This window comes from Pseudoxanthomonas japonensis, assembly GCF_043632995.1.
GTDB lineage: Bacteria > Pseudomonadota > Gammaproteobacteria > Xanthomonadales > Xanthomonadaceae > Pseudoxanthomonas_A > Pseudoxanthomonas_A japonensis.
In genome coordinates this window covers 3,432,476-3,457,369 of the sequence record NZ_CP171632.1, presented here as the reverse complement: position 1 = coordinate 3,457,369, position 24,894 = coordinate 3,432,476, and the positions used below count along the sequence as shown (strand labels likewise).

Below are 24,894 nucleotides of genomic sequence, written 5' to 3'. Positions count from 1 at the left end.
TGTTGATCATGTTGCATTGACGGGTTGAACTCACCGCCGCGTACTTTGCCAAGGGGTAAGGGCGAAGTACGCGTTCATGCGTGCGCACGTCCGCGAGTTCCGTCTGGTGGCGATGTGCCGGGTGCTTGGCGTGCAGCGCAGCGGCTACTACGCCTGGCTGCGCCATGGCGCCAGCGCTCGCGAGCGCGAGGATCAGCGTCTGCTGGGACTGATCAAGCACCACTGGCTGGCCAGCGGCACGGTGTACGGCTACCGCAAGATCACCCTGGACCTGCGCGAGGCCGGCGAGCGCTGCAGCCGGCACCGCGTCCTTAGGCTGATGAAGGCAGAAGGCCTGCGTGCGCAGGTCGGGTATGGCCGCAAGCCGCGCCATCGCGGCGGCCCCGTGGGCCTGGTGACCAATGTGCTCAACCGGGACTTCACGCCAGAGGCCCCGAACAAGGTCTGGGTCACGGACATCACCTACATCCGCACTTACGAGGGTTGGCTGTTCCTGGCGGCAGTGATGGACCTGTATTCGCGCCAGATCGTGGGCTGGGCGACGGCGCCGACGATGACCAGCGATCTGGTGCTGCAGGCGCTGGTGGCGGCGGCTTGGCGGCGCAAGCCGGGCCCAGGCGTGCTGGTGCATTCGGATCAGGGCTGTCAGTTCACCAGCAGCGATTGGCAGTCGTTCCTGAAAGCGCACCGGATGGTGCCGAGCATGAGTCGTCGCGGGAACTGCCACGACAATGCCGTTGCAGAGAGTTTCTTCAGCGTCTTGAAGAAGGAGCGGATCAAGCGACGGATCTACCCGACACGCGCCATGGCAGCATCGGACGTGTTCGACTACATCGAGATGTTCTACAACCCGATCCGCCGGCATGGTTCCGCTGGCGGACTGTCACCGGTAGAGTTTGAAAGGCGCTACGCGCAGAGCGGCAACTGAGTGTCTACAGAACTCTGGCCGGTCCAAAAGCAGCCCACGCATACGTCGGTCTTCCGATCGAACTGGCAGATGTCCGTGCAAGGGGAGGGGCGGCTCATCGCGGCGTTTCACTGAGCGCGGTCCGCGCCTCGATGGTCACGTGCACGATCTCCTCGTGAATGGCCAAGGCATGCTTGAAATGATCCGGATGCACGGGATCTTCGGTCACGACCTCGGCCACACAGGCGAACTTGCCACGGCCTACCTGCCAGACGTGCAGATCGCTGATACGCGCCGGCACCGAGCCTTGCTCGATGGCTTCGCGGATTTCTTCCACTACGGGAGCATCCATCTGCGCATCGAGCAAGACCTTGCTGGTCTGGCGAATCAGGCCCCAGGCCCACACCGAGACCAGGGCCGCGCCCACTAGCCCCATCACCGGGTCCAGCCAGGCCGCACCGAAGTACATGCCACCCAGCAGCGCGATGATCGCCAACACGGAGGTCGCCGCATCGGCGATGACATGCAGGTAAGCCGAGCGCTGGTTCAGATCGTGATGGGCGCTGTGTCCGTGATCGCCATGATGCTCATGGTGATGGTGATGGTGATGGTGATCGTCGTGCCCGTGCCCGTGATCATGGTGATCCCGCAGCCACCAGGCGCACAGCAGGTTGACCGCCAGGCCCACGATGGCAATGGCAATGGCCTGCTCGTAGTGGATGGTGCTGGGGCGGAACAGGCGCTCGATGGACTGGAAGGCCATCAGGCCTGCCACACCCAGCAGCAGGATTGCGCTGGTGTAACCGCCCAGGATTTCGATCTTCCACGTGCCGAAGGCAAAGCGACGGTCCTGCGCGAAGCGGCGCGCACAGGCGTAGGCGAAGACCGACAGGCCCAGTGCCAACGCGTGGGAGCTCATGTGCCATCCATCGGCCAACACGGCCATCGAGTTGTACCACCAGCCTCCGGTGATCTCCACGACCATCATGATCAGGGTCAGGATCATGGCCCGACGCGTGTTGCGCTCGGCGAGCGGGTTGCCTTGGTCGAAGGCGTGGGAATGGCGCCGCGTAGCGGCCAGGGCATCGAGGTTCATGACGGGGCAGGGATGGGTTGCTGGATACCCCCATAGGGTATATGATCGCTTCCATGGCGCATACCCACCGCGACAAAAAGAAGCTGCTCACCCGCGTTCGCCGCATCGGCGGTCAGGTCGCGGCATTGGAGCGCGCACTGGAAGCCGAAGGCGACTGCGGTGATCTGCTGATCCAGATTGCCGCGGCTAAGGGCGCCATGCATGCGCTGATGATGGAAGTGCTCGCCGGTCATCTGAGCGAGCATGTGGTGACCGCCGAAACCGAGGCCGAGCGGGCCAAGGAAGCCGGCGCCATCATGGACTTGCTGACCCGTTATGCCCGTTGATCGCAGACCGTTGGTGGGTGCTGCTTTCCCGAACGTCTGTGCTGGACAGGCCCGTCCTTAACCCCGTAGGCTAATGCAGTGATCCGGTTTTCCGCCCGCGCCAAGAGTGTCTTGCACGTCAGCATGCTGTTGCTGCTGGTGCTGGGCGTTCTCGTGCGGCCGGCACTGAATTTCGTGGGTGAAATCCACGGGGCCGCGCATGCGGCCGAAGTCGCGAGCGAGCACGGCCACGGCCATCCTGGCGATGCCCTCGATGCCGATCACGACCAAGACCACGCCTCGGGCACGCACCTGCTGATGCACCAGGCCGATTCGGGTTCTTCCTCCGGCCTGCTCACCAGTTTCCGCCTGCCGCCCGTCGAAGTGGCTGCCTCTCAGCGTCTGCAGTGGACGCCGGCTTCTTCGCTTCCCCAGCGACTCTCTTCGCCGTTTAGACCTCCGATTGCCTGATGACAGGGCCGGCCGCCGTTAGCGCGGCCTGAGTACGTCTGTCCATCAACCAATCGGAGATGTTCCGTGAACTTGTGTTATGCATGGGTTCTGGCCTTGGCCGGAGCCTGTGGTGTTGTGCCATGGGCACACGCCACTGAACCTCTGCGCCTGCAGGAGGCGGTTTCCCGCGCCTTAGGTGCAAATCCGGCCCTAGCGGCCGAAGCAGCTCAACTCGATGCCGTCCGTGCCCGCGCCGAGCGCGAGGGCTTGGCCCCGCAGTACTTCGTCACCGGCGAACTGGAGAACGTGGGCGGTACCGGTTCACTCAGCGGAGTGAATTCGGCCGAAAGCACCTTGCGGATCGGCCGTCTGATCGAGTTGGGCGGCAAGCGCGCCGCTCGCCAGGCCTTGGGCGCTGCCGAGATCGATCAGCAGCAAACCGCTGCCGACGCCACGCGTATCGAACTGACCAGTCGCACGGCGGCCCGCTTCATCGAAGTCGCAGTGGATCAGCAGCGCCTGGACTTTGCCAACGAACGCGTTCGCCAAGCCGAGCGTACGCGCCGCGAGGTAGCAGGCTGGGTCTGGGCCGCACGCAACCCCGAGTCGGATCTGCGTGCGGCTGAAATCGTCGTGGCCAACGCAGAGCTGGATCGTGAGCATGCCGAGCACGAGCTCAGCAGCGCCCGCACCACCTTGGCCGCGACCTGGGGCGACACGATCCCGGACTTCGACACGGTGGCTGCTGATCTGACCGATCTGCCCGAGGTCGAACCGCTGGACACGCTGCTGGCGCGCTTGCCGAACACGATCGATCAGCAAGCCTTCTCGCGTGAGGCTCGCCTGGCCGAAGCCCGTCGTCGTATCGCTGAGGCGGCTCGCAAACCCGATCTGAACTTCAACGTCGGCGTGCGTCGTCTGGAAGGGCCCAGTGATCAAGGTCTGGTGATGTCGGTGTCCGTACCGTTGGGCAGCCGCACGCGGGCGGGGTACTCCATCGCCGAAGCCGACGCGCAACTGGCGGCCATCGAAGCGCGCCGAAAAGCCGAGCAGTTCGAGCGCCATCAACTGGTCTTTGAGAAGTACCAGGAACTGGGCCATGCACGCACCGAGGTGGAGTCGTTGCGCGGACGTGTGGTGCCCAAAGCCGAGCAAGCCCTGGCCTTTACCCGGCGCGGCTTCGAAGCAGGGCGGTTCTCATTTCTCTCGCTCTCCCAGGCGCAGACCACGCTCTTTGAACTGCGCGAGCGCCTCGTCGAGGCCTATGCGCGCTATCACACCTTGCTGGTGGAGCTCGATCGGCTCACCGCAACCACCCAGGACACCTTTCCATGAGTCGTCATCTCACTCTCTTGCTGTTGCCTTTGCTGTTGGTGGCGTGCGGCGGTGAACCGGCATCCAAGGCCGGTGAAGCCGCCGCTGAAGCGGCCCCGGCCAGCGGCGACTACGAGCGCGGTCCCAATCGCGGCCGCATGCTGCGTGATGGGGATTTCGCCATCGAAGTCACGATCTTCGAAACTAACGTTCCACCTCAGTATCGTTTGTATGCCTACAAAGATGGAAAGCTGATCAAGCCAAGCGAAGTGGTTCCCACCGTGACGCTCAAGCGATTGGACGGGGAAACCAATATCTTCACCTTCACGCCTGAAGACCAGTACCTGACCGGCAGCGGCCAGGTGACCGAGCCGCATTCCTTCGATGTGGAAGTCAAAGCCCAGTACGCGGGGAAAACCCATACTTGGACTTACGACTCCTATGAAGGCCGCACGACGATCCCGGCCCAAGCCGCCAAAGACGGCGGCGTGGTCGTCGAGAACGCCGGACCGGTGGTGATCCGCGAGACCATCCAGGTGATGGGCAATGTGGCCGTGGATGACAACCGGCGCGCGCAGGTCAAGGCACGCTTCCCCGGCATCGTGCGCTCGGTCCAGGTCCAGCAGGGCGATCGCGTCAAGCGTGGCCAGACGCTGGTCACGGTCGAGGGCAACGACAGCATGCGCACCTACGCCGTCACCGCGCCCTTCGATGGCATTGTGTTGCAACGCCCGACCAACGTGGGCGATGTGGCCGATACCAACACGCTGGTGGAGATCGCCAACATGTCGGATGTGTGGGTCGACTTGCGCGCCATTGGTCCGGATGCGGAAAAGATCACGCCCGGCCAGCAGGTCAAGGTCTCCTCGGCCACGGGCGGTACCAGTGCCGAAGGCACGATCGAGACGCTGCTGCCGCTGGCCACCGGCCAGACGGTGGTGGCACGCGTGACCCTGCCCAACGCCGAAGGGCGCTGGCGCCCGGGCATGGCGGTCTCGGCAGAGGTGACGGTGGCCTCGCGCGAGGTCCCGCTGGCGGTCAAAGAGTCGGGCCTTCAACGCTTTCGCGATTTCACCGTGGTCTTTGCCCAGGTAGGGGAGACCTACGAGGTGCGCATGCTCGAACTGGGCGCACGCGATGGTGAGTTTGTCGAAGTGCTTGGGGGTCTGAAACCCAACACGCCCTACGTCAGTGAGCAGAGCTTTCTGATCAAGGCGGACGTCGACAAGTCTGGCGCCAGCCACGACCACTGAGGACAGGACAATGCTAGAACGCGTCATAAGAGCCGCGATCGCGCATCGCTGGCTGGTCCTGCTGTTGGTGTTAGCCGTCAGTGCGCTGGGCGTCTGGAACTATGGGCGTCTGCCCATCGACGCCGTGCCTGACATCACCAATGTGCAGGTCCAGGTCAACAGCGAGGCGCCCGGCTACTCACCGCTTGAAGCCGAGCAACGGGTAACGTTTCCCGTTGAGACCGCCTTGGCCGGCATGGCCGGCATGCAATACACCCGCTCGATTTCCCGCTATGGCCTGTCCCAGGTCACGGTGGTGTTCGAAGACGGTACCAACATCTACTTCGCCCGACAGCAGGTCAGCGAACGGCTCCAACAAGCCGCCTCGCAATTACCCGCTGACGTGAAGCCCACGCTCGGTCCGGTCGCCACCGGTCTGGGTGAGATCTTCATGTACACGGTCGAGGCCGATGCCGGCGCCAGGAAGCCCGATGGCACCGAGTGGACATCGACCGATCTACGTACGTTGCAGGACTGGGTCATTCGCCCGCAGCTGCGTAATCTGAAAGGCGTCACCGAGGTCAACACCATCGGCGGCAATGTCCAGCAGTTCCACATCACGCCGGATCCTGCCAAGTTGCTGGCCTTCGATTTGAGTATCGATGACCTGCTCACGGCGGTGGAGCGCAACAACGCCAGTACCGGCGCCGGCTATATCGAGCGGGGCGGTGAGCAGAACCTGATCCGCATCCCCGGTCAGATCGGCGATGAGGCCGGCCTGCGTCAGGTGGTGGTGGCGACCCGCGAAGGACTGCCGCTCAAGGTGCAGGACGTGGCCGATGTGCATATCGGCTCGGAACTGCGCACCGGTGCGGCGACCAAGGACGGCCATGAGGTCGTGCTGGGTACGGTATTCATGCTGGTAGGCGAGAACAGTCGCGAAGTGGCCCAGCGCGCTGGCGAGAAGCTCAAGCAGATCGAAGCCGGCCTGCCCAAGGGCGTGACTGCCAAGGCGATCTACGATCGCACCAACCTGGTCGATCGCAGTATCGCCACCGTGCAGAAGAACCTGCTCGAGGGCGCGCTGCTGGTCATCGCGGTGCTGTTCCTGCTGTTGGGCAATATCCGCGCGGCGCTGATCACCGCGGCGGTCATTCCGGTGGCGATGCTGCTGACCATCACCGGCATGGTGCAGAACCGGGTCTCGGCCAACCTGATGAGCCTGGGTGCACTGGACTTCGGTCTGATCGTGGACGGTGCGGTGATCATCGTGGAGAACTGCCTGCGTCGCTTCGGCGAACGGCAGCACCAGTTGGGCCGTCTGCTCACCCGTGAGGAGCGATTCGATCTGGCCGCCGTGGCCAGTGCCGAGGTCATCAAGCCCAGCCTGTTCGGCTTGTTCATCATCGCGGCGGTGTATCTGCCGATCTTCGCCCTGACCGGTGTGGAAGGTAAGACGTTCCACCCGATGGCGATTACCGTGGTGATGGCGCTGACCGCGGCGATGGCCTTGTCGCTGACCTTCGTTCCGGCCGCGGTGGCCCAGTTCGTCACCGGCAAGGTCGAGGAGAAGGAAACCAAGATCATGCGCGGTATGTCGCGCCTGTACGGCCCATTGCTGGAAAAGGCATTGGCTATGCGGGTGGCGGTGGTCTCGGCGGCAGCAGTGTTGGTGGTGCTGTGCGGTGTGCTGGCCACGCGACTGGGCACGGAGTTCATTCCGAACCTGGACGAGGGTGATATCGCCTTGCACGCCTTGCGCATTCCCGGCACCAGCCTGACCCAGGCCGTGGGCATGCAGGAGCAGTTGGAGACGGTCATCAAGGCCTTCCCGGAGGTCGACAAGGTCGTGGCCAAGCTCGGTACGGCCGAGGTGGCCACCGATCCGATGCCACCCTCGGTGGCCGACACCTTCATCATGCTCAAGGATCGGGATGAGTGGCCCAATCCGCGCAAGCCCAAGGCCGAGCTGGTAGCCGAGCTGGAGAAGGCCGTTCGCGCCATCCCCGGCAACAACTATGAGTTCACCCAGCCGGTGCAGATGCGCATGAACGAGCTCATCGCCGGCGTGCGCGCGGAAGTGGCGGTCAAGGTCTTCGGCGATGACATGGCGCAGCTGGAAGCCCTGGGCTCGCAGGTCGAAGACGTGGCCAGTCGAATCGAAGGCAATGCCGACGTGAAGCTGGAGCAGGTCACCGGCCTGCCGCTGTTGGTCATCGACCCGGACCGTGCCGCCTTGGCGCGCTACGGCTTGGCCGTGGCCGACATCCAGGACACGGTGGCTGCCGCCCTGGGCGGCGCCAACGCGGGCCAGCTGTTCCAGGGTGATCGACGCTTTGACATCGTCGTGCGACTGCCCGAAGGCAAGCGCCAGGATCTGAAGGTGCTCGCTGCACTGCCGATCATGGTGCCGGCACAGCGTGATGCCAGTACTCAAGGCATGGCGTTGCCATCCTCGGTCCCGTTGGGTGCGGTAGCCAAGATCGCCATTGAGCTGGGGCCCAACCAGGTCAGTCGCGAGAACGGCAAGCGCCGCGTAGTGATCACCTCCAATGTGCGGGGTCGCGATCTGGGCTCCTTTGTCGAAGAGCTGCGCGGCAAGGTAGCCAGCGAAGTGGAGCTGCCTGACGGTTATTGGATCGAGTACGGCGGTACGTTCGAGCAGTTGATCTCGGCCAGTGAGCGTTTGACGGTCGTGGTACCCGTGGTGCTGGTCATGATCTTCGGCCTGCTGTTCATGGCCTTTGGATCGGCCAAGGACTCGGCGATCGTCTTCAGCGGTGTGCCACTGGCGCTGACCGGCGGTGTGATGGCATTGGTGCTACGCGGCATCCCGTTCTCCATCTCGGCAGGCGTGGGCTTTATCGCCCTGTCCGGTGTGGCGGTGCTCAACGGCCTGGTGATGATCACCTTCATCCGCAAGTTGCGTGAGGACGGCAAGTCCTTGCACGAGGCGGTGGTCGAAGGAGCGTTGACGCGCCTGCGGCCGGTGTTGATGACTGCGCTGGTGGCCAGCCTGGGCTTCGTGCCGATGGCGCTCAACGTCGGCACCGGTGCCGAGGTGCAGCGTCCGCTGGCCACGGTGGTCATCGGCGGCATCATCTCCTCCACCTTGCTCACCTTGCTGGTCCTGCCGGCGTTGTACCGCATGGTCCATCGCAAGGAAGAGCCGCGCGCCGAGGCGCCGCCGAAAGTCGAGCACGTTCCGAGCGCCCCGTAATCCAGTGGGGTGGGGCGCGCGTGCGCTCCACCCCCTCCTGATCCCTTCCACATACCTATAGATGCGAATGAACTCACTTCTCTACAAACCCTCCGGATGGGGCGGCATGATCTCCGCCTCCACCACGCGCACGCTGGTTCTGTTGGCGGGCCTGCTGCTGTTGTTGTTCACCGCCAACGGCGCGCTGGCCCATGCCGTAGCCGAAGGTGATAAGGGCTACATCCAGGAAATCAGCGGGGTGCACCTGCTGTCGTTTGCCTACCTGGGCGCCAAGCACATGGCCACCGGGTACGACCACATCCTGTTCCTGCTGGGCGTGATCTTCTTCCTGTACCGCATGAAGCAGATCGCCTTGTACGTCACGCTGTTCGCGGTGGGTCACTCCACCACGATGCTGTTGGGCGTGTACTTCAACGTGGGCATCAACAGCTTCCTGATCGACGCGATCATCGGCCTGTCGGTGGTCTACAAGGCGCTGGACAACATGGGCGCCTACCAACGCTGGCTGGGTTTTCAACCCAACACCAAGGCGGCCACGTTGATCTTCGGTCTGTTCCACGGCTTTGGCCTGTCGACCAAGATCATCGAGTACGACATCTCTCCCGATGGTCTGGTGCCCAACCTGTTGGCCTTCAACGTCGGCGTGGAAATCGGCCAGCTGCTGGCCTTGGGCGCAATCCTGATTGTGATGGGCTACTGGCGCCGCTCGCGCGGCTTCTGGAAGCACGCCTATACCGCCAACGTCGCGATGATGTGCGCCGGTTTCATCCTGATCGGCATGCAGCTCACTGGCTACTTCGTTTCCTAATTCAAGACATTGCGAGAACACACCATGTACAACAGCAAGCCTCTCAACACCGATCTGCCGTCCTCGCGCCAGTTGCTGCGCTCGACCATCATCGCCTTCATCGTGGCCGTCGTCCTGTTGGTCACCGTCGTGCTGCCGTCCGAGTACGCCATCGACCCCACCGGTGTCGGCCGCATGCTCGGGCTAACCGAGATGGGTGAGATCAAGGGTCAGTTGGCTGAAGAAGCCGCCGCCGATGCCGCACGTGATGCGGCCGCGGCCGCGGCAGGCGCGCCGATCTCATCGGCCGCCTCATCCGCCAGCCCCGCAGCACCGGCAGCGGCGGCAGCACCGGCCGTGGACACCACGCAATGGCGCGATCAGATGCAGGTCGTTCTGGCGCCAGGAGAAGGCGCGGAGGTCAAGTTGGCGATGACAGCCGGTCAAAAGGCGAACTTCACCTGGACCGCGCAGGGCGGTGTCGTGAACTTCGACACCCATGGCGATGGCGGTACCGGCGGCGAATCCACCAGCTACGAAAAAGGACGCGGCGTGGCCGCCGACGAAGGCGTGCTGGAAGCGGCCTTCAACGGCAGCCACGGCTGGTTCTGGCGTAACCGCAGCGAGGCCACGGTGACGATCACCCTGCGTACGGCCGGCGACTACGCCCAGATCAAGCGCGTGATGTAACCCCGTGGCGGCCAGGCGCCTTAAGCGGGTCGTGGCATCGCCTCGACCCACCGTCGCGAGCCTGGGTCCTCGCGACACCTACCCATCCTCGGCCACGCGCCGATCACGAAGGAACTGAAGATGAAAGCTCGTTCACTGTCCATTGCCGGCCTGGTTGCGCTGTCGCTGGTCTCGCTGTCGGCCCTGGCCCATCCGGGCGCGCACGACGAAGAGAAGGAAATCCCCAAGACCTGTGAGGATCTGAAGGACACCAAGCGTTTCACCGACGACTCCGCCTTCCCTGAAGTCAAGGCGCTCAAGCAGAAGTGCGGCGTGCCGGAAAAGCCGGCCAAGGCCGACGGCGCCAAGAAGCCGGCCCCGGAAGCCAAGAAGACCAACTGATCGTTCGCCGTCCCAGGCGGTCGGCTTCCCGATCGCCTTGGGACACCTTCTCTGTCGAGGTGAGGTATGTCCGCTCAATCTAGCGCAGACCAAGGGCGCATCAAGCACGCCGTGGTTCGCCTGGCACGCGAGGTGATGGAGCTGCCCGGACTCCGGCGTGTCGGCAAACCGATGTATCGACGGTATTTCTCCAAGCCCTACGAGCACGGCAATCTGTACTACGGCATCTACCGCAGCTACGAGGACGCGCTGCTCGATGCCGAGCGCCTGTCCTCGGAGGTCTTGCCCGCCAGCTACGACCTGGATCAGGTCACGATCATGTACCGCCAGCAGCTCAACCGGCTGCGTGCCTGCGACTACCCGGCGCTGTACTGGATCCATCAGCTCATTGCTGATGGCGCCAGGCGCATCTTCGATCTGGGCGGACACGTAGGCTTGGCCTACTACGGCTTTGGTCGCTACATCGACTATCCGGCCGGACTGATCTGGAACGTCCATGACCTGGACAAGGTGCTGCAGGCTGGTCGGCTGTTGTCCGCGCGACGGGATCGGTCGGGTCAGTTGCGCTTCGTCCACATTCCTGAGGTCGCCGACGGCTGCGATGTCCTGATCAGTACCGGCGCACTGCAGTACCTGGAGTACAGCCTGCCCGAGTTGCTGGACCGGCTGATCGCGCCGCCGCGCCATGTCCTGTTCAACCTCACGCCGCTGCATGCCACCCGCGAGTTCTTCACCTTGCAGAACCTGGGTGTGGCGGTGTGTCCGTATCGGGTCCAGTCCGATGCCGCGCTGGTGCAACAGATGGCCGAACGCGGCTATCAGATACGCGATCGCTGGGAGCTACCCGAGCGCCATCTGCGCGTGCCCTTCGAGCCGGACTACGAAGTGAATGCCTACTCCGGCATCTATTTCGAACGTCAGAGGCTGTAGCGATACCCGTACTGCCGCCACCACTGCTGAGGTCTTCCCATGTTGGATGTCCTGACCAACCTCACTTTCCGTAAGCTCTTTGCCGCCCAGGTCATCGCCTTGCTGGGCACGGGCTTGGCGACCGTGGCGCTGGCCTTGCTGGCCTACGACCTGGCCGGCGATCAGGCCGGGCAGGTGCTCGGCCTGGCCCTGGCCATCAAGATGATCGTGTACGTGCTGCTCTCGCCGGTCTCCGGTGCGGTGGTGCCGCCGCACCGGCGCAAGATCGTGCTGATCGGGCTGGACGTGATCCGGGCCCTGGTCGCACTGGCGCTGCCGTTCGTCACCGAGATCTGGCAGATCTACGTGCTGATCGCCGTGCTGCAGTCGGCCTCGGCGTGCTTTACGCCCCTGTTCCAGTCGGTCATCCCGCAGATCCTGCCCGATGAGGCCAAGTACACCCGGGCCTTGTCGCTCTCGCGGCTGGCCTACGACCTGGAGAGTCTGCTCAGTCCGGCCCTGGCCGCCGCGCTGCTGACGGTAATCGCGTTCCAAGGATTGTTCGTGGGCACCTCGGCCGGCTTCCTGCTGTCGGCGCTGCTGGTGATGTGGACGACGTTCCCTGTCGGTACGCGCAGCGCCAGCGCCGGTGGTCCCTACGCGCGGGCCATCCGCGGCATGAAGATCTACCTGCGCACGCCACGCCTGCGCGGCTTGCTGCTGCTCAATCTCTGCGCCGCCGCCGGCGGGGCGATGGTGTTCGTCAACACGGTCGTGGTCGCGCGCACGGTGTTGCAAGGCGGCGAGCGGGAGGTGGCCTGGCTGTTGGCCGCCTTCGGCGTGGGCTCGATGCTGGTGGCTCTGTGCCTGCCGCGCCTGCTCGATCGCATCGCCGATCGCCGCATCATGCTCTCGGCCGCCACGGCGATGACGGTGGTGCTGAGCGCGGCCACCGTGTACTGGTTCAGTGTCGGCGGCAAGCCTGCCTGGCCGGTCGTGGCGGGCATCTGGCTGCTGCTGGGCATGTCGTACGCGGGCCTGGTAACGCCCGGTGGCCGACTCATCCGTCGTTCCGGCGCCGAAGAGGATCTGCCGTTCCTGTTCGCCGCACAGTTTTCCCTCTCGCACGTGTGTTGGCTGCTGGCGTACCCGATCGCAGGTTTCCTGGGCGCCAAGCTGGGATTTGCAGCAGCGTTGGGGATTTTGTCCATGGTGGCCTTGCTGAGCGCAGTGCTGGCCCGCTGGGTGTGGAGCTCTCGTGATCCCGAACAGATCACACATACCCACGAGGAGCTGCCCGAGGGTCACGCCCATCTGGGGCAGGGCGGAAAGCAGCATGCCCACCGCTATGTCATCGACGACCTGCATTCGCGGTGGCCGCAGTGAAGGCGTACGCACGCGTCCTGTCAGGAACCGCGACGTGATCTACGCGCTGTCGGCCATCTTCATGCTGGGCGTGGGCCTGGGCACGGTCGGTGCCTTCGTGATGCCCTGGAGCGGGATGCACTTCGCGCTGGCGTGGCTGGGATCGGTGATCGGGGCGGTCTTCCTTACCTTGCTCGCGCTGCACGGATGGGACGTCAGGCTCGCGGCCACGCAGGGGGATCTGGCCTCCCTGAAACGCTTCTGGCACGCGCTGCGTCCTTCGCTAGCCGACATGCTATTAGCGGGGGTCCTGACAATCGCCGGCCTCTGGCTGGCAGGTACAGCCACCTCGCTCTCGCTGCTGCAGATCGCCGTGTCGGGTCTGCCGGTGTATCTGCTGGCCGTGGCGCGGATCGCGACCAAGCTCGGACGCCCCCATGTGGCGGCGCCCAAGACACGGGCCCTTGTTTTGTGTGCCGCGCTGCTGCTGATGAGCGTGGGCAGCCTGTACATGATTTGGCTGGTCGTCGCCGGCGATGTACCGGTGCTGGCGCAGGCCTGGGTGATCGCTCTGCAGCTGGTGAGCGCGCTGTGCTGTTACATCGCTGCCTCCAACTATCAAGTGGCGATGGCCACCGGTGAGATTCGGCGATCTCCCACCGTGATGCTGATGCTCAAGGAGCTGTCCGCGGTGGGCATGGGCGATATCGCCACGCCCGATCCCAAGGGCAAGCGGGTCACGCAGGACGCGTTGCCAACCTTCAGGAAGCGGCCGAACAAACGACCGCGACGATCGCGCAACCGATAGGCCGCATCCACGCTCCAGCGTGCTGCCGCCTCGCCAGAGCACCTTGCATCACTACGAGGAAAGGGCCAGCCAAGTAGGCCCGGCCCCAATCAAGAATGAGTCTCAGTTGACGTTTGCGGCTGTGGCCGTCATCCTAATATTTCATCATATGTTGAAATATTGAAATGAACGAGACCGCGGCGCTACGGGGATTCGGGGCCATCGCCCATGCGGATCGTCTGCGCATCGTTCGCATGCTCGTCGTGGCCGGCGCGGACGGCATGTCTGCAGGCGCGATCGCCGCCGCGCTCGATGGCGCACAACCCTCCCGGGTGTCATTTCACCTCAAGGAACTGGAGCAGGCTGGGTTAACGCTGGCTCGCCGAGAGGGCAAATCGATCATCTACAGCGCGGACTTCCCCGCGCTCTCGGATCTTGTCGCGTTCTTGATGCACGACTGTTGCCATGGGCACTGCATCTACTGCGACAAGGCGATCAAGTTGTTCGCGCAATGCACTGGACGTCCCACGGGACCTGACGAACTGCCGTGATCAGCCGCCGCCATCACGCATAGCCGCCAGCCGGCCCCTCTCCCTACTGTTGATACCTACATGACCTTTCGATCGATCGTCCTCGTGCTTGCAGGCCTGGCGGCGCTCCTGCATAGCAATGTCTCCTTTGCGTCCGAGAAGAACGTGCCCACGACGTGGCGGCTACTGGACTACATCGCCGTCGACTATCGGGAGGCCGTCCGCGAGGGCGAGGTGGTCAACGAGGTTGAGTACGCCGAGATGAAGGAATTCTCGGCGACCGCTGCCGAGGCCATCGGTCAGCTGCCCGCTAAAGCCGAATCCGCGCAGTTGAAGCAAGATGCGACTGCACTGCAGGGGGCAATCCAGGCAAAAGCTGCGCCTGAGCAGATCGCAGAGCAAGCGCGTGCGCTGGCTGCGCTCCTGGTGAAGGCCTATCCGATTCCCCTGCTTCCAATGCAATCGCCCAATTACGGACGTGGCAAGGTTCTCTACGCGCAGCTGTGTGCGGCCTGCCATGGCCCCTCGGGTGCAGGTGATGGACCCGCCGGTGCAGGCTTGGATCCCCCACCGATTGATTTCACCGATCGCGCGCGCGCCGAGGAGCGCAGCGTCTTTGCCCTTTACCAGGTCATCGACCAAGGCCTGGAAGGCACCTCGATGGTGAGCTACGCGAGCTTGCCGGTCGAGGATCGCTGGGCACTGGCGACCTACGTAGGGGCCATGGCGTATCCGGAAGATCAGGTCGATGCCGGAAAGAAGCTGATTGAAGGCGATGCGGCGCTGCGCGCCAAGCTCAACTTCGATGCCTACGTCAGCACTACGCCCGCCGCATTGGGCACAACGGTGGGATCGGCAGAACAGGCCTCAGCCATCGTGGCGTACTTGCGTCGTCATCCGGACGCCTCACAGGCACAGGATGTCAGCTCGGCGTTGGCGACCTCGCGCAAATTGCTTGAGGAGGCGATGACGGCCTACCGCGCCGGACAACCTACACAGGCCAAGGATTTGGCACTGTCTGCGTATCTGGACGGATTTGAGCCAGTGGAGCCGCTGCTGGCGGCACGCGACAACGCCTTGATGGTGAAGATCGAAGCGGCCATGGCGCGCGTGCGATCGGGTATTGCGGCCAATGTGGCTGCCGATGAACTCCAAGGCCAGGTCACGGCCCTGGACGATCTCTTCGCCCTAGCCGAACAGGTGCTAGATCAGGGCCAGACATCGGCCGTAGCCAGCTTCGTGGCGGCTTTCACCATCCTGCTCCGCGAAGGGCTGGAGGCGTTGCTGATTGTTATCGCGATGATCGCACTGCTGCGCAAAGCCGAGCGGACCGAAATGCTGCCATGGGTCCATGCAGGCTGGGTGTCGGCATTAGGGGCCGGCATCGTGACGTGGGTGCTGGCCACTTGGGTCATCTCCATCAGCGGGGCCAGCCGAGAACTGTCCGAGGGGTTCGGATCGTTGCTGGCGGCGGTGGTGCTGGTGTGGGTGGGCATTTGGATGCACGGCAAGAGCCATGCGGAGAACTGGCAACGCTACGTACGCGATAAGTTGGGTCAGGCGCTGAGCCGGAAGTCGGGTCTGTTCCTGCTGGGTCTGATCTTCGTGGTGGTCTATCGGGAAGTGTTTGAGACCATCTTGTTCTATGCCGCCATCTGGAGCCAAGGCAATGCCAGCAGCGTTATCGCTGGCGGCCTTTCGGCATCCATCGTTCTGGTCGTCATTGCCTGGTTGATGATGCGATACAGCCGGCGCTTGCCGATCGGCCAGTTCTTCCGGTACAGCTCGCTGCTGATTGCCGTGCTGGCTGTAGTGCTCATCGGCAAGGCCGTCTCGGCGCTGCAGGAAGCAGGCTACTTGCCCATCTCTTGGCTCGACGGTGGTCCGCGGGTCGAGTTGCTGGGCTTGTATCCGACAGTTGAGGGCATCGGCGCGCAGATCACCACCGCGTTGATTCTGGCTGTCGGCTTCTGGCTGGCTAATCGGCCCGCCAAATCCGAGGTAGCTGCCCCATGAATCGGGAGCTGACGCGCGAGCGGCTTGAGCACGTCCAGACGCCCATCTACTTTGTGGCGCTGGTGCTCGGATTCGTACTGGCGATGCTGGTGCCTGGCACAGAGGCGCTTGAGTCGGCGATCAACCCTGCACTGGGCGTCATGCTCTTCGTGACCTTCCTCCAGGTTCCCCTGTCGCGCATCCGGGACTCGCTGCGGAACGTACGCTTCATGGGCGCCTTGCTGGTGGCCAACTTCATCGTGATACCGATGTTGGTGGCCTTGGCCTTGCCGTTGTTCCCTGGGGATCCTCTGATCCGCATCGCGATGCTGTTCGTGCTGCTTTGTCCGTGCATCGACTATGTCGTGACGTTCTCGCACCTTGGGAAGTCTGATTCCTCGTTACTGCTGGCCGCCACACCCGTGCTGTTGATTGTGCAGATGCTGCTGTTGCCGGTGTATCTGAATCTGCTGCTAGGGGCTGAGTCCTCGAGCTTGGTAAAACCAGGACCGTTCCTGCACGCGTTCGTCATCTTGATCGTCATGCCGATGGCGCTGGCTGCCACCCTGCAAGCGCTATCTCCAAAGTTCAGCGGCATTGCGACGCTCACACGTGTAGGTGGGCTTCTTCCTGTGCCAGCCACGGCACTTGTGCTACTGATCGTCATTGCGGCTGTGACGCCCCAACTGAGCTTAGCAGTAAGCGCTGCTATGGACGCGCTACCTTTCTATCTAGCCTTCGCGATCATCGCGCCCATCTTGGGACTGGTCGTGGCACGCGCATTCAAGCTGCCAGCACCAGCAGGCCGAGCGGTCGGCTTTGCAGCAGCAACTCGCAACTCGTTGGTAGTTTTGCCGTTGGCGCTCGCCGTGCCCGACGCCTTACCGATCATCCCAGCCGTCATCGTGACCCAAACCATTGTCGAACTGGCCGCGATGCTTCTGTATATCCGTGCGATACCCCTCCTAGCCAAGAACTAGACTCGTATCGGTATCGATATCCCCGCTTCTGGACGAGAGTTGACATTCATTGAGAGTCGATATTCTTTATCCGGAATTGGCTGACATAACGTCGAAAAAGTCGTGCACTCAGCCCGCTGCACCCCGTGGTGGCTGACGATGACGCGCTCGCAGCATGAATAGACTCGCAGGCACGACCCAGCAGATCAGCGCGGTCACGACATCGTGCGAGAGAAAGTGCGCTCCCCGTAGTTGCTGACCAATGCCAAACAGAAGTCCTACAGTCATGCCCACCGCCAGCCCTGTCCATCTATGCTTGACGCGGACCTCGGCAAAGAAGAAGTACAAGGCAAGCCACGCGTATCCACTGCTAGCGTGTCCGGAGGGGAAACAGCCGCTCTTCAATGGCCTGAAGTCGAAGAGGGTGAGATAGGGGTTGCTTCCCCCCAAGCCTGCAATGCTCCACGGACAGTCCAACCCCGAGTATCGCTTCAGGATGGACACCAGCGCCGTAGAAATCGCGATCGCGGTGAACAGCCTGATCGCCGGTCCTCGCCAGCCCCGAAGGCGCGGGCGAAGGTAGGTCATGGCGATCAGGACAAGGACCGTCAGCACACCGACAGTGGTAACAGCTCGTCCGGCCTTGTGGATGATCTGCTCCGTCCAGAACCCGTTCTTGTAGCTCCACGCGTTGTCGCCCCAGGCGTAGACCCAAGAGGCCACGCGCATGTCCCACTCACCAGTCAGGACGACGGTGAGCGTCATCAGGGTGGCGGCCGGTAACAGTAGGCCCCACCAGACGTTGAAGTGAGCGGGCAGAGAGATGGGAGTGTTGGGCGGACTTGCCGCCTCTGGGACAGGCCTAGGGCGCGTGTCGAATGCGGAGACCTCCTCAGTCATTGAGGCGATCCAGCGCGCCCGCTTCACCCGGTGCTTGCTGGCCCTGGCGACCAGCCCGGTCGTGCCTTCGGTGCACGCGGATATCCAAATACAGGCTGTAGGCGGCGGTAAAGGCGGGCAGCAGGTTCTGCACGACGCCCACGGCATCTTGCTTGGAAGAGAACAGGAAGTAGCTCAAGGCCATCAGGCTGCCGCACAAGCTCATGTACCAGAACAAGCGCGGGATCACCGGCCGGCCGGCGCGTCTGGACGCCACGAACTGGACCAGCCAGCGCACGCCGAACAAGGCCGCGCCAGTCAGGCCAATGAGCTTCCAGGGCGTGGTGTGCAAGCCCGTCCAGCTCAGCCACAGGATTTCCTGGTCCATGACGCTCATGACTTGGAGCCGGCACTGAGCTCGCTGGTGGCGGTCACGTGGCTGCGCTGGATCAGCCAAGCCACGCCCATCAGGTCACGGATGCCCACCAGGGCACGGCCTAGGTTGGTGTACTTGGACTGGCCCGATCCCCGCGATCGGTGGGAGACCGGCACACTGAGGGTCTTCCAGCCGGCGCGCTGCATCAGTGCCGGCAGGTAGCGGTGCATGTGGTCGAAGTAGGGCAGGTCCAAGAAGGCAGCGCGGTCGAACAGCTTGATGCCACAGCCGGTATCGGGCGTGTCATCCCGCAGCAGCGATTGCCGGATGCGATTAGCCCATCGCGAAGCCCAGCGCTTGCTGGCCGTGTCCTTGCGCTCGGTGCGCCAGCCGGCGAACAGCCGCACCTGCGGTGACGCGGCTTGGCGAGCCGCTAGCAGTTTGAGGATATCGGCTGGATCGTTCTGGCCATCGCCATCGAGCGTGGCGATCCAGGGCGAGAACGCGTGCTTGACGCCATTGCGGATGGCGGTGCTTTGCCCACTGCGTTGATGGTGCAGCAACACCCGCAGTTCGGGCACCTCGGCTTTTAGCCAGCCGAGCACCTCGCGTGTGTCATCGTCGGAGCGATCGTCCACACAGATGATGTCGAAGGCGATCTTGCCGCGCAGGTGGTGCACCACCTCCTGCACGAGCGGGCCGATGTTGCCGCGTTCATTGAAGACGGGAATGACGACCGACAGACTGGGCATCCGGGGCAGCGACGGGCTTTGCATGGCGAAGGACTCAGTAGAAGGGCGTGCGGGAAAGGAGAAGGAGGGGTGAGTTCAACCCGTCGACGCAACGGCTTGGCTCAGCTTAGCGGCTGGCGTCTGGAAGCCCAAGGTCTTACGAGGTCTTTCGTTGAGACGTCTGGCGATCTTGTTCAAGAATGCCTGCGAATGGCGGGATAGATCCGTGCCGTCGGGGAAGTACTGCCGCAGAAGGCCATTGGTGTTTTCGTTCGAACCGCGCTGCCAAGGGCTTTGCGGATCGCAGAAGTAGACCTGCGTGTCGGTCGCCACGGTGAAGTTCTTGTGGCTGGCCATCTCACCGCCTCGATCCCACGTCAGCGATTTTCGCAGCGCGGTTGGCAGTGTTTTCACTTGCCGGCTCAGCGCCGAGACGACGCTGCTGGTGTCCTTACCCTTCACTTTCACCAGCATCACGAAGCGCGAGTGCCGTTCCACAAGCGTCGCGATGTGGGAATTGTTGCTGCCCGTGATCAGATCACCCTCCCAATGCCCTGGCACGGCGCGATCTTCGACCTCCGCCGGACGCTCCCGAATCGATACCGCGTCGATAATCCCGCCGCGAGGCGTCGCGGTGGCCAGCTTTGAGTGGCGCATACGGCGACGCGTGCGCAGGTGCGCCAGGAGTTCCTTCTTGAGCAGGCCGCGCGCCTGGATGAACAAGCTCCGGTAGATCGTTTCGTGCGACACCTGCAGTGCCTGGTTGAGCGGGAACCTCAGCTTAAGCCAGCCGGCGATCTGTTCCGGCGACCACTGCTGGCCCAGCTTGCAAGCCACCAACCAGCGCAGACGAGGGTTATCGGCCAACCGGCAAGACTGTGGCCTCCGGGCTGCCTCCCAAGCGGCCTCATCGGCATGTGCGGCCCGATATCGGTCACGGCCACCATGCCGTGCCACTTCCCGGCTAATCGTCGAGGTAGGCCGCCCTAGGCTGAGCGCAATCTGGCGAAACGACTGGCCAGAAGCTAGGCATCGAGATATCTCTTCGCGGTCCATTAAGCTCAGCGACCGGGCGGATCGGCGACGTTCCCTCGGCGCGATCCCGCCTTGCGCGGCCAGAACCCCGAAAATCGAACCCGGATTCTTGTCAAAGAAGCGGGCAATGTCGCTGAGCGACTGGCCGCCCTTCCATCGTCGCCATAGATCTCGCTTCTGGGCTCGAGACATGCCGGGCCGTCCCATCCTTGCCATATCGTTCGCTCCTATCAGTGCAACTGTTGATCATGTTGCATTGACGGGTTGAACTCACCGGACTCAGTCTTCACTGACATCGGCTGACCACGTGGCCGGAACCTCGCAGTCCGGGATCCAGGCCGTACCCGGTGCCAGAATCCAGGCGCGTCGATTGGAGGCGCCGATGTCGATGACCTGCGTTGGATCCAGGCAAGGCCCGATGGCTTCCTTGCGCAGGAACAGCCAGCGTCGTGTGGGGTCCTGCAGGAGCCAGGCGTGCGCCTGCTGCCACTGCTCCACCCAGGGCTTCTTGAAGCCGAACTCGGTAACCGATCGCTCGGCCTGGAGCAGGTGCTGTTCGCGCCAGCCGAGCATGGCCAGCTCGGCATCCAGATCGATGGTCGTTTCCACGCGCTGCATCAGTGCTTTGGCAGAACTGTCCGGACTGAGCGCCGGCATGAGCCCCACGCCATAGGTGATCCACAGCGAGGCGGTGACGGCCACCAGCGCAAGCACCACGCACCGGCGTGCGGCGAGCATCACAACCAGGCTCACGACGGTGAAGCCCAGCAGCCATCCACTGACCTGCTTGACCGTGCCCATGTCCATGCCGCGGCCGTCGAGCAGGCCATGCACGCGCTCGGGTGAGGCGGTCAGCAACCACAGCCCCAGGGCAGCGGTAACGGTGACCACTACCGACAAGTAGGACCACAGCACGGCGCGAACGCCGCGACGACGCAGCAAACCCGCCAACAAGGGAGCGGCCGCGATGGCCAGGGCGGGCAGCATCGGGAAGATGTAGACCTCGCGCTTGCCCGGGCTGGCACTGAAGAAGACCAGCACCAGCAGCGCCCAACCGAGCAGTAGCGCGTAACGCGGGTCCACGCGACGCACACGCCGCCACCACGCCGGCAGCAACCACGGCGCGAGCAGCACGCCTGGCAGCCACAGCGTGAGCATGGTCTGTAGGTAGTACCAAGCGGGTTTTACGTGGTGCCAGGCATTGGCGTAGCGGGTGCCGGTCTGCTTGAACAGCATTTCCCGCGCGTAGGTGTGCAGGGCCGGATCCGATGAGGCCGCCACCGTGGCCAGCATCGGTACCAGCCACACACCCGCGCCCAGCACAAAACCCGCAATGCCGGCCAGCACATGCACCCCTCGGTGCGAGGGCAGGAGGTGGGGCGACTTCCACCGCACCCACAGCCAAGGCACGAACACCAACAACGGCAGAAAGCCCACGCCCTTGGTGACCGTGCCCAAGCCAGCGGCGAAGGTGCCCACCATCAGCAGCCAGGGGCTGGGCTTTTCAAGCAGGTAGCGCACCAGCGCCCATAGCGAGAGCGTGGTCATGCCCACCAGCACCATGTCGATCTGCGCGCGCTTGGCTTGCAGCACGAACTGCAGGCAGACGAACAGGCCCAACACGGTGTAGTCGGTCGTGCGCTTGCCCCACAGGCGCCGGGCAATGTCGCCCGTCAGCCACAACGTCAGCAGCGCCGCCAGCAGGGAGGGCAGCAGGAACGCCACATCCCAGCTGCGCACCAAGACATAACTGGCCGCCTGCAGCCACATGAAGGTGGGCGGCTTCTCGGCGTAGAGCTCAATACCTCGGTAGGGGAACAGCCATTGGCCGGTTTCCACCATGGTCTTGGCCGCCAGCACAAAGCGGGGCTCATCCGCGGGCATCGGCTCGCGTAGCCCCAGGCCCGCCAACAGCGCCGTGATGACCAGCAGGATCAAGAGCCAGGTTTGGCCGGGAGAAAGGTCGCTAAGGGAATGACGCATCGGCGTATCGCTCGTGCAAACAGATGAAAAGGACTCAAGAACTTCAGTGCGGGATCGCGCGATCTAGAAGCGGCGTCGACGCTTTCGCCCGCCATGCGGCGGGGACGGACCTTTGCGCAAACGCGACGATGGGCTGTCGGGAGAGGACGGCCCGTTCTGATGACTGGGAAAGGGATTGCCGAGGCTCTCGATCACCGGCGATGACAGAGCGCGTGCCTGCTCGATCGAGGATCTGAACTTGGCCGCCGACACAAAGGCCGCGATCGCGGCCAGGGCCGACGTCACCCCCAGCCACGGCGCGGCGCCCTGCATGCCCGTACGGGTGGCCACGACTGATTGCAAGACAGCCGTGATCGCGAACAGGGCGCCGTAAATCACGCTCAGCACGATGCCCGTGCGTCGCCGACGCACGGGCGTGGCCTGCAGGGGTCTGGCCATCAGCGCCGACGCGATGGCGAGCGCGTAGAACGGCGCCTCCAAAGCGGCGACCACGGTGCCGGCGGTGCCCACGGATCGATAGGCGATGAGCAAGCCGAGCAACATCACCGGCGTTGCCACCAGCAACTCACGCAGTCGTGGCCGCATCGCCGCAGCGAACTCAGACAGGTACCGGCGATCGTCGCGTCTGAACGCCACCAGCAGATCCAGCGCGTGCAGCGTCACTACTACCCAGAACAGCGAGCCCACCAGCACGACGGTGCTGCTGAGGATGACGGTCAGGCCATCAGGGTGTGGAACCGACATCGCCGATTTCAGGCCCCAGCCCACAGCAAAGAGCAGTGCTCCAAAAAGTATGTACGCCATATCAACCTCCAGCCCGGTGACATCAGCTGGCCAAGATGGCCAGCCATGTCAGGGCGGTAACCGCCAACGTCATGAAAACCGCAGCCGAGCCCATGTCTTTGGCGCGGCCGGCCAGTTCGTGGTGCTCGGGGCCGTAGCGCTCGATGACTGCTTCGATCGCTGAGTTAAGTAGTTCGACCGGTAGCACCAGCAAGACCGTGGTGGCCAGCAGTGCACGCTCTACACCGGTCTCGCCCAGCAGCAGGCCCAAAGGCGCAAGCACCAGGGCGAGCACTACCTCGAGACGAAAAGAAGACTCATGCAGCCAAGCCGCACGCAGTCCTTGAGCAGACCAACGTGCCGCCATCATCAAACGCTTGGGGCCACGCGGCAGGTGGCCATAACCGTCAGCCATGGGAGACTCCTTGAGAAGAAGTGAGTGACTGCTTCAAGCGCGTGGTTCGAAGCGGCCGAAGGCCTGGCAACAGGTGCCGGGCGAGAGGTGAGGGGCAATACGGGAGCCTCATGGCGAGGCTCCTGCCGTGGTCTGGCATCCCGAAAACACATCGAGCTTCGGGTCGTAAGCCGTAGTGCTGACCTGCATCAGACCGAGCACGGAATGGAACAGGTTGTCGTGACTGATCGGCTGGCTTGCCCGACTACGCACGCACGCGGTGTTGACGCCTTTACCGCTGGCCATGCCCGGTGAAAGCCAGGCCACCATCGGCACCTTGATCTGGGTGTCCGGCGCAATGGAGTAGGGCAAGCCGTGCAGATAGACGTTGCCTTCGCCCAGCGACTCGCCGTGATCGGAGACATAGATCATCGCCGTGTCGTGCGTGGTGTCTTGCGAGAGCATCTGGATCGTCTTGGACAGGAAGTCATCCGTTTCCAGGATGGCGTTGTCGTAGGCGTTGACGATCTCTTGCCGCGTGCAGCTGCCCAGATCCGAGGAACGACAGTCAGGCCGAAACTGACGGAGTGCTTCCGGATAGCGTTTGAAGTACGCCGGCCCGTGATTGCCCAGTTGATGCAGAACCACCACCGTGTCGCCGGGGTTGTCATCGATCACATCGTGCAAACCTTGCAGCATCACCGCATCACGGCAGGCCTGGTCATCGCACAGCGAGCTCTCCGGCGGCTTGCGGTAGGACTCGAAGGACAAACCATCGCAGACGCCCTTGCAGCCGGTCTGGTTGTCCCGCCACAACGTCTTGACGCCGGCCCGCTCCAGCACGTGTAGCAGCGACTCGGAACCCACGATGTTCTCGCGGTCGTAGTTGCGCCGGCCAGCAAGGGAGAACATGCAGGGCACGGAGACTTCCGTGTTGGACCCGCACGCAGTGACGTCGCTGAAGTTGATGACGTTCAACTTCGACAGCTGAGGCGTGGTCTGCCGTTCGTAGCCGTTTAAGCCCCAGTTCTGGGCGCGCACGGTCTCGCCAACCACGACCACCAACAGGTGGGACTTGGTCGAGGGCGCGTGCGCCTGCTGCCGGGCATCGGCCGCCACGACCTGGCGCGGCAGCTTTGGGCTCCCGGCCTCTTGGCTGAGCACGCGCGTGATGGACGCCAGGTAGTTGCCCGGCGCGATCAGGTAGCGCAGCGCTTTGTCATTGCGCATCAGCGATGACAGATCCTGGAACGTCGCCATCACCCCGACGCATGCAATCAGAAACATCGCGCCCAGGAACAACGTCCGCCGCAACAACGCTCGCTTGATCGACACCCGAGGAAAGTGCACCAGCCACAACGCGGCAGCAGGCAGCACGCCCATCAACAGGACGGTTCCCAGCATGTCCCACGTCAGTAACTCGCGCGCCTCCTGCGTATCGGTTCTGATCACGTTCCGGACCATGCTCGGATCCAGATAGACCGCATACGTGCTAGCGAAGTAGGCCGCCGAAGCGGTGGCCACCAGCAGGACCGCCAGAACAGGTCGGGCAATCCAACGGTTGAGCACCAAGCCGAACAGCAACGCATGCAAGCCGACCAGGGCGGCGGTCACCCCGATGTAGAAACGCAGTTCTCTCGCGCCGCTCAGGACGCCTGATTCTTTGACACTGGCCCAGAAGGCGCCGTTTGCGGTGAACGCAAAGAAGACGGCAACCATCAGGATGACCAGCTCCAGGCTCAGCGCCACCCGCCAACGCGGACGGTGTGCGCTTGTTGAACCT

General features: G+C 63.5%; 24 protein-coding genes and 2 pseudogenes. 16 read left to right on the top strand and 10 right to left on the bottom strand.

Features of this window, described 5'->3' with window-relative positions:
• Positions 1-34 precede the first annotated feature (34 nt).
• Positions 35-928, top strand: a pseudogene (locus ACGHX3_RS16190) (IS3 family transposase); the annotation flags it as partial.
• Here ACGHX3_RS16190 and ACGHX3_RS16185 read toward each other — a convergent pair.
• Together ACGHX3_RS16185 and dmeF are read right to left on the bottom strand one after the other, a co-directional pair.
• Complete coding sequence (locus ACGHX3_RS16185; protein WP_213605398.1) at positions 907-1,026, bottom strand: DUF1289 domain-containing protein; 120 nt, start codon at positions 1,024-1,026, stop codon at positions 907-909. The pseudogene ACGHX3_RS16190 and the gene ACGHX3_RS16185 overlap by 22 nt on opposite strands.
• Entirely contained in the window at positions 1,023-2,003 is a 981-nt protein-coding gene (dmeF, locus tag ACGHX3_RS16180; RefSeq protein ID WP_056881678.1) for a CDF family Co(II)/Ni(II) efflux transporter DmeF, read from the bottom strand. The genes ACGHX3_RS16185 and dmeF overlap by 4 nt, the downstream gene beginning before the upstream one ends.
• 53 nt (positions 2,004-2,056) lie before the next feature.
• Here dmeF and ACGHX3_RS16175 point away from each other — a divergent pair, with 53 nt between their 5' ends.
• The 15 genes and pseudogenes from ACGHX3_RS16175 (at position 2,057) to ACGHX3_RS16105 (ending at position 16,951) form a co-directional block, all read left to right on the top strand.
• Positions 2,057-2,329 carry a metal/formaldehyde-sensitive transcriptional repressor gene (locus ACGHX3_RS16175; RefSeq protein ID WP_056881807.1) on the top strand — a complete coding sequence of 91 codons (273 nt, stop codon included), beginning with the start codon at positions 2,057-2,059 and terminating at the stop codon, positions 2,327-2,329.
• Positions 2,330-2,452: 123 nt separating this feature from the next.
• Positions 2,453-2,779: a hypothetical protein gene (locus tag ACGHX3_RS16170; protein ID WP_155944765.1), complete on the top strand. Its 327-nt coding sequence runs from the start codon at positions 2,453-2,455 to the stop codon at positions 2,777-2,779.
• Between the two features lie 66 nt (positions 2,780-2,845).
• On the top strand, positions 2,846-4,096 hold the full coding sequence (locus tag ACGHX3_RS16165; protein ID WP_081420489.1) for a TolC family protein: 1,251 nt from the start codon (positions 2,846-2,848) through the stop codon (positions 4,094-4,096).
• Positions 4,093-5,328 (top strand): efflux RND transporter periplasmic adaptor subunit, encoded by a 1,236-nt coding sequence (locus tag ACGHX3_RS16160; protein ID WP_056881675.1) that lies wholly within the window; start codon positions 4,093-4,095, stop codon positions 5,326-5,328. Before ACGHX3_RS16165 ends, ACGHX3_RS16160 begins: the two co-directional genes overlap by 4 nt.
• 10 nt (positions 5,329-5,338) lie before the next feature.
• Positions 5,339-8,527: an efflux RND transporter permease subunit gene (locus ACGHX3_RS16155; RefSeq protein WP_056881674.1), complete on the top strand. Its 3,189-nt coding sequence runs from the start codon at positions 5,339-5,341 to the stop codon at positions 8,525-8,527.
• A 106-nt stretch (positions 8,528-8,633) separates the two neighbouring features.
• A complete protein-coding gene (locus tag ACGHX3_RS16150) occupies positions 8,634-9,335 on the top strand; it encodes a HupE/UreJ family protein (protein WP_056881673.1) in 702 nt (233 codons plus the stop codon).
• Between the two features lie 24 nt (positions 9,336-9,359).
• Positions 9,360-10,004 (top strand): hypothetical protein, encoded by a 645-nt coding sequence (locus tag ACGHX3_RS16145; protein WP_056881672.1) that lies wholly within the window; start codon positions 9,360-9,362, stop codon positions 10,002-10,004.
• A 120-nt stretch (positions 10,005-10,124) separates the two neighbouring features.
• The gene (locus ACGHX3_RS16140) at positions 10,125-10,385 is read left to right on the top strand and encodes a hypothetical protein (protein ID WP_056881671.1); all 261 of its coding nucleotides are present in this window, start codon (positions 10,125-10,127) and stop codon (positions 10,383-10,385) included.
• Between the two features lie 66 nt (positions 10,386-10,451).
• Positions 10,452-11,315: a methyltransferase, TIGR04325 family gene (locus ACGHX3_RS16135; RefSeq protein WP_081420488.1), complete on the top strand. Its 864-nt coding sequence runs from the start codon at positions 10,452-10,454 to the stop codon at positions 11,313-11,315.
• A gap of 39 nt (positions 11,316-11,354) precedes the next feature.
• Positions 11,355-12,680, top strand: a complete 1,326-nt coding sequence (locus tag ACGHX3_RS16130; RefSeq protein WP_056881669.1) for an MFS transporter — start codon at positions 11,355-11,357, stop codon at positions 12,678-12,680.
• Between the two features lie 34 nt (positions 12,681-12,714).
• Entirely contained in the window at positions 12,715-13,467 is a 753-nt protein-coding gene (locus ACGHX3_RS16125) for a hypothetical protein (protein ID WP_155944764.1), read from the top strand.
• A gap of 164 nt (positions 13,468-13,631) precedes the next feature.
• Positions 13,632-13,997 (top strand): helix-turn-helix transcriptional regulator, encoded by a 366-nt coding sequence (locus ACGHX3_RS16120; RefSeq protein WP_056881667.1) that lies wholly within the window; start codon positions 13,632-13,634, stop codon positions 13,995-13,997.
• 60 nt (positions 13,998-14,057) lie between these two features.
• A pseudogene (locus ACGHX3_RS16115) lies at positions 14,058-15,494 on the top strand (FTR1 family protein); the annotation flags it as partial.
• Between the two features lie 87 nt (positions 15,495-15,581).
• On the top strand, positions 15,582-15,992 hold the full coding sequence (locus tag ACGHX3_RS16110; RefSeq protein ID WP_394697313.1) for an FTR1 family protein: 411 nt from the start codon (positions 15,582-15,584) through the stop codon (positions 15,990-15,992).
• Positions 15,989-16,951, top strand: coding sequence for an arsenic resistance protein (locus ACGHX3_RS16105; protein WP_056881665.1), 963 nt, complete (start codon positions 15,989-15,991; stop codon positions 16,949-16,951). Before ACGHX3_RS16110 ends, ACGHX3_RS16105 begins: the two co-directional genes overlap by 4 nt.
• A gap of 108 nt (positions 16,952-17,059) precedes the next feature.
• Here ACGHX3_RS16105 and ACGHX3_RS16100 read toward each other — a convergent pair whose 3' ends face one another.
• From ACGHX3_RS16100 to ACGHX3_RS16065, 8 genes are all read right to left on the bottom strand, one after another.
• Positions 17,060-17,695, bottom strand: a complete 636-nt coding sequence (locus ACGHX3_RS16100) for a phosphatase PAP2 family protein (RefSeq protein ID WP_162108746.1) — start codon at positions 17,693-17,695, stop codon at positions 17,060-17,062.
• A gap of 127 nt (positions 17,696-17,822) precedes the next feature.
• A complete protein-coding gene (locus ACGHX3_RS16095) occupies positions 17,823-18,206 on the bottom strand; it encodes a lipid-A-disaccharide synthase N-terminal domain-containing protein (RefSeq protein ID WP_056881664.1) in 384 nt (127 codons plus the stop codon).
• Positions 18,203-18,937: a glycosyltransferase family 2 protein gene (locus ACGHX3_RS16090; RefSeq protein ID WP_056881663.1), complete on the bottom strand. Its 735-nt coding sequence runs from the start codon at positions 18,935-18,937 to the stop codon at positions 18,203-18,205. The genes ACGHX3_RS16095 and ACGHX3_RS16090 overlap by 4 nt, the downstream gene beginning before the upstream one ends.
• Positions 18,938-19,012: 75 nt before the next feature.
• Complete coding sequence (locus tag ACGHX3_RS16085) at positions 19,013-20,167, bottom strand: IS30 family transposase (protein ID WP_054663587.1); 1,155 nt, start codon at positions 20,165-20,167, stop codon at positions 19,013-19,015.
• A gap of 63 nt (positions 20,168-20,230) precedes the next feature.
• On the bottom strand, positions 20,231-21,934 hold the full coding sequence (locus ACGHX3_RS16080; protein ID WP_081420486.1) for a glycosyltransferase family 39 protein: 1,704 nt from the start codon (positions 21,932-21,934) through the stop codon (positions 20,231-20,233).
• A 63-nt stretch (positions 21,935-21,997) separates the two neighbouring features.
• Positions 21,998-22,738: a hypothetical protein gene (locus tag ACGHX3_RS16075; protein ID WP_155944762.1), complete on the bottom strand. Its 741-nt coding sequence runs from the start codon at positions 22,736-22,738 to the stop codon at positions 21,998-22,000.
• Between the two features lie 22 nt (positions 22,739-22,760).
• Complete coding sequence (locus ACGHX3_RS16070) at positions 22,761-23,132, bottom strand: diacylglycerol kinase (protein ID WP_056881660.1); 372 nt, start codon at positions 23,130-23,132, stop codon at positions 22,761-22,763.
• 108 nt (positions 23,133-23,240) lie between these two features.
• On the bottom strand, positions 23,241-24,860 hold the full coding sequence (locus ACGHX3_RS16065) for a phosphoethanolamine transferase (RefSeq protein WP_255357667.1): 1,620 nt from the start codon (positions 24,858-24,860) through the stop codon (positions 23,241-23,243).
• Between the last annotated feature and the right edge of the window lie 34 nt (positions 24,861-24,894).

Excerpts from the sequence above, each read along its gene's own strand:
- ACGHX3_RS16185 (WP_213605398.1), bottom strand. The coding sequence starts at position 1,026 with ATGAGCCGCCCCTCCCCTTGCACGGACATCTGCCAGTTCGATCGGAAG.
- dmeF (WP_056881678.1), bottom strand. The coding sequence starts at position 2,003 with ATGAACCTCGATGCCCTGGCCGCTACGCGGCGCCATTCCCACGCCTTC.
- ACGHX3_RS16175 (WP_056881807.1), top strand. The coding sequence starts at position 2,057 with ATGGCGCATACCCACCGCGACAAAAAGAAGCTGCTCACCCGCGTTCGC.
- ACGHX3_RS16170 (WP_155944765.1), top strand. The coding sequence starts at position 2,453 with ATGCTGTTGCTGCTGGTGCTGGGCGTTCTCGTGCGGCCGGCACTGAAT.
- ACGHX3_RS16160 (WP_056881675.1), top strand. The coding sequence starts at position 4,093 with ATGAGTCGTCATCTCACTCTCTTGCTGTTGCCTTTGCTGTTGGTGGCG.
- ACGHX3_RS16155 (WP_056881674.1), top strand. The coding sequence starts at position 5,339 with ATGCTAGAACGCGTCATAAGAGCCGCGATCGCGCATCGCTGGCTGGTC.
- ACGHX3_RS16150 (WP_056881673.1), top strand. The coding sequence starts at position 8,634 with ATGATCTCCGCCTCCACCACGCGCACGCTGGTTCTGTTGGCGGGCCTG.
- ACGHX3_RS16145 (WP_056881672.1), top strand. The coding sequence starts at position 9,360 with ATGTACAACAGCAAGCCTCTCAACACCGATCTGCCGTCCTCGCGCCAG.
- ACGHX3_RS16140 (WP_056881671.1), top strand. The coding sequence starts at position 10,125 with ATGAAAGCTCGTTCACTGTCCATTGCCGGCCTGGTTGCGCTGTCGCTG.
- ACGHX3_RS16135 (WP_081420488.1), top strand. The coding sequence starts at position 10,452 with ATGTCCGCTCAATCTAGCGCAGACCAAGGGCGCATCAAGCACGCCGTG.
- ACGHX3_RS16130 (WP_056881669.1), top strand. The coding sequence starts at position 11,355 with ATGTTGGATGTCCTGACCAACCTCACTTTCCGTAAGCTCTTTGCCGCC.
- ACGHX3_RS16120 (WP_056881667.1), top strand. The coding sequence starts at position 13,632 with ATGAACGAGACCGCGGCGCTACGGGGATTCGGGGCCATCGCCCATGCG.
- ACGHX3_RS16105 (WP_056881665.1), top strand. The coding sequence starts at position 15,989 with ATGAATCGGGAGCTGACGCGCGAGCGGCTTGAGCACGTCCAGACGCCC.
- ACGHX3_RS16100 (WP_162108746.1), bottom strand. The coding sequence starts at position 17,695 with ATGACGCTCACCGTCGTCCTGACTGGTGAGTGGGACATGCGCGTGGCC.
- ACGHX3_RS16095 (WP_056881664.1), bottom strand. The coding sequence starts at position 18,206 with ATGAGCGTCATGGACCAGGAAATCCTGTGGCTGAGCTGGACGGGCTTG.
- ACGHX3_RS16090 (WP_056881663.1), bottom strand. The coding sequence starts at position 18,937 with ATGCCCAGTCTGTCGGTCGTCATTCCCGTCTTCAATGAACGCGGCAAC.
- ACGHX3_RS16085 (WP_054663587.1), bottom strand. The coding sequence starts at position 20,167 with ATGGCAAGGATGGGACGGCCCGGCATGTCTCGAGCCCAGAAGCGAGAT.
- ACGHX3_RS16080 (WP_081420486.1), bottom strand. The coding sequence starts at position 21,934 with ATGCGTCATTCCCTTAGCGACCTTTCTCCCGGCCAAACCTGGCTCTTG.
- ACGHX3_RS16075 (WP_155944762.1), bottom strand. The coding sequence starts at position 22,738 with ATGGCGTACATACTTTTTGGAGCACTGCTCTTTGCTGTGGGCTGGGGC.
- ACGHX3_RS16070 (WP_056881660.1), bottom strand. The coding sequence starts at position 23,132 with ATGGCTGACGGTTATGGCCACCTGCCGCGTGGCCCCAAGCGTTTGATG.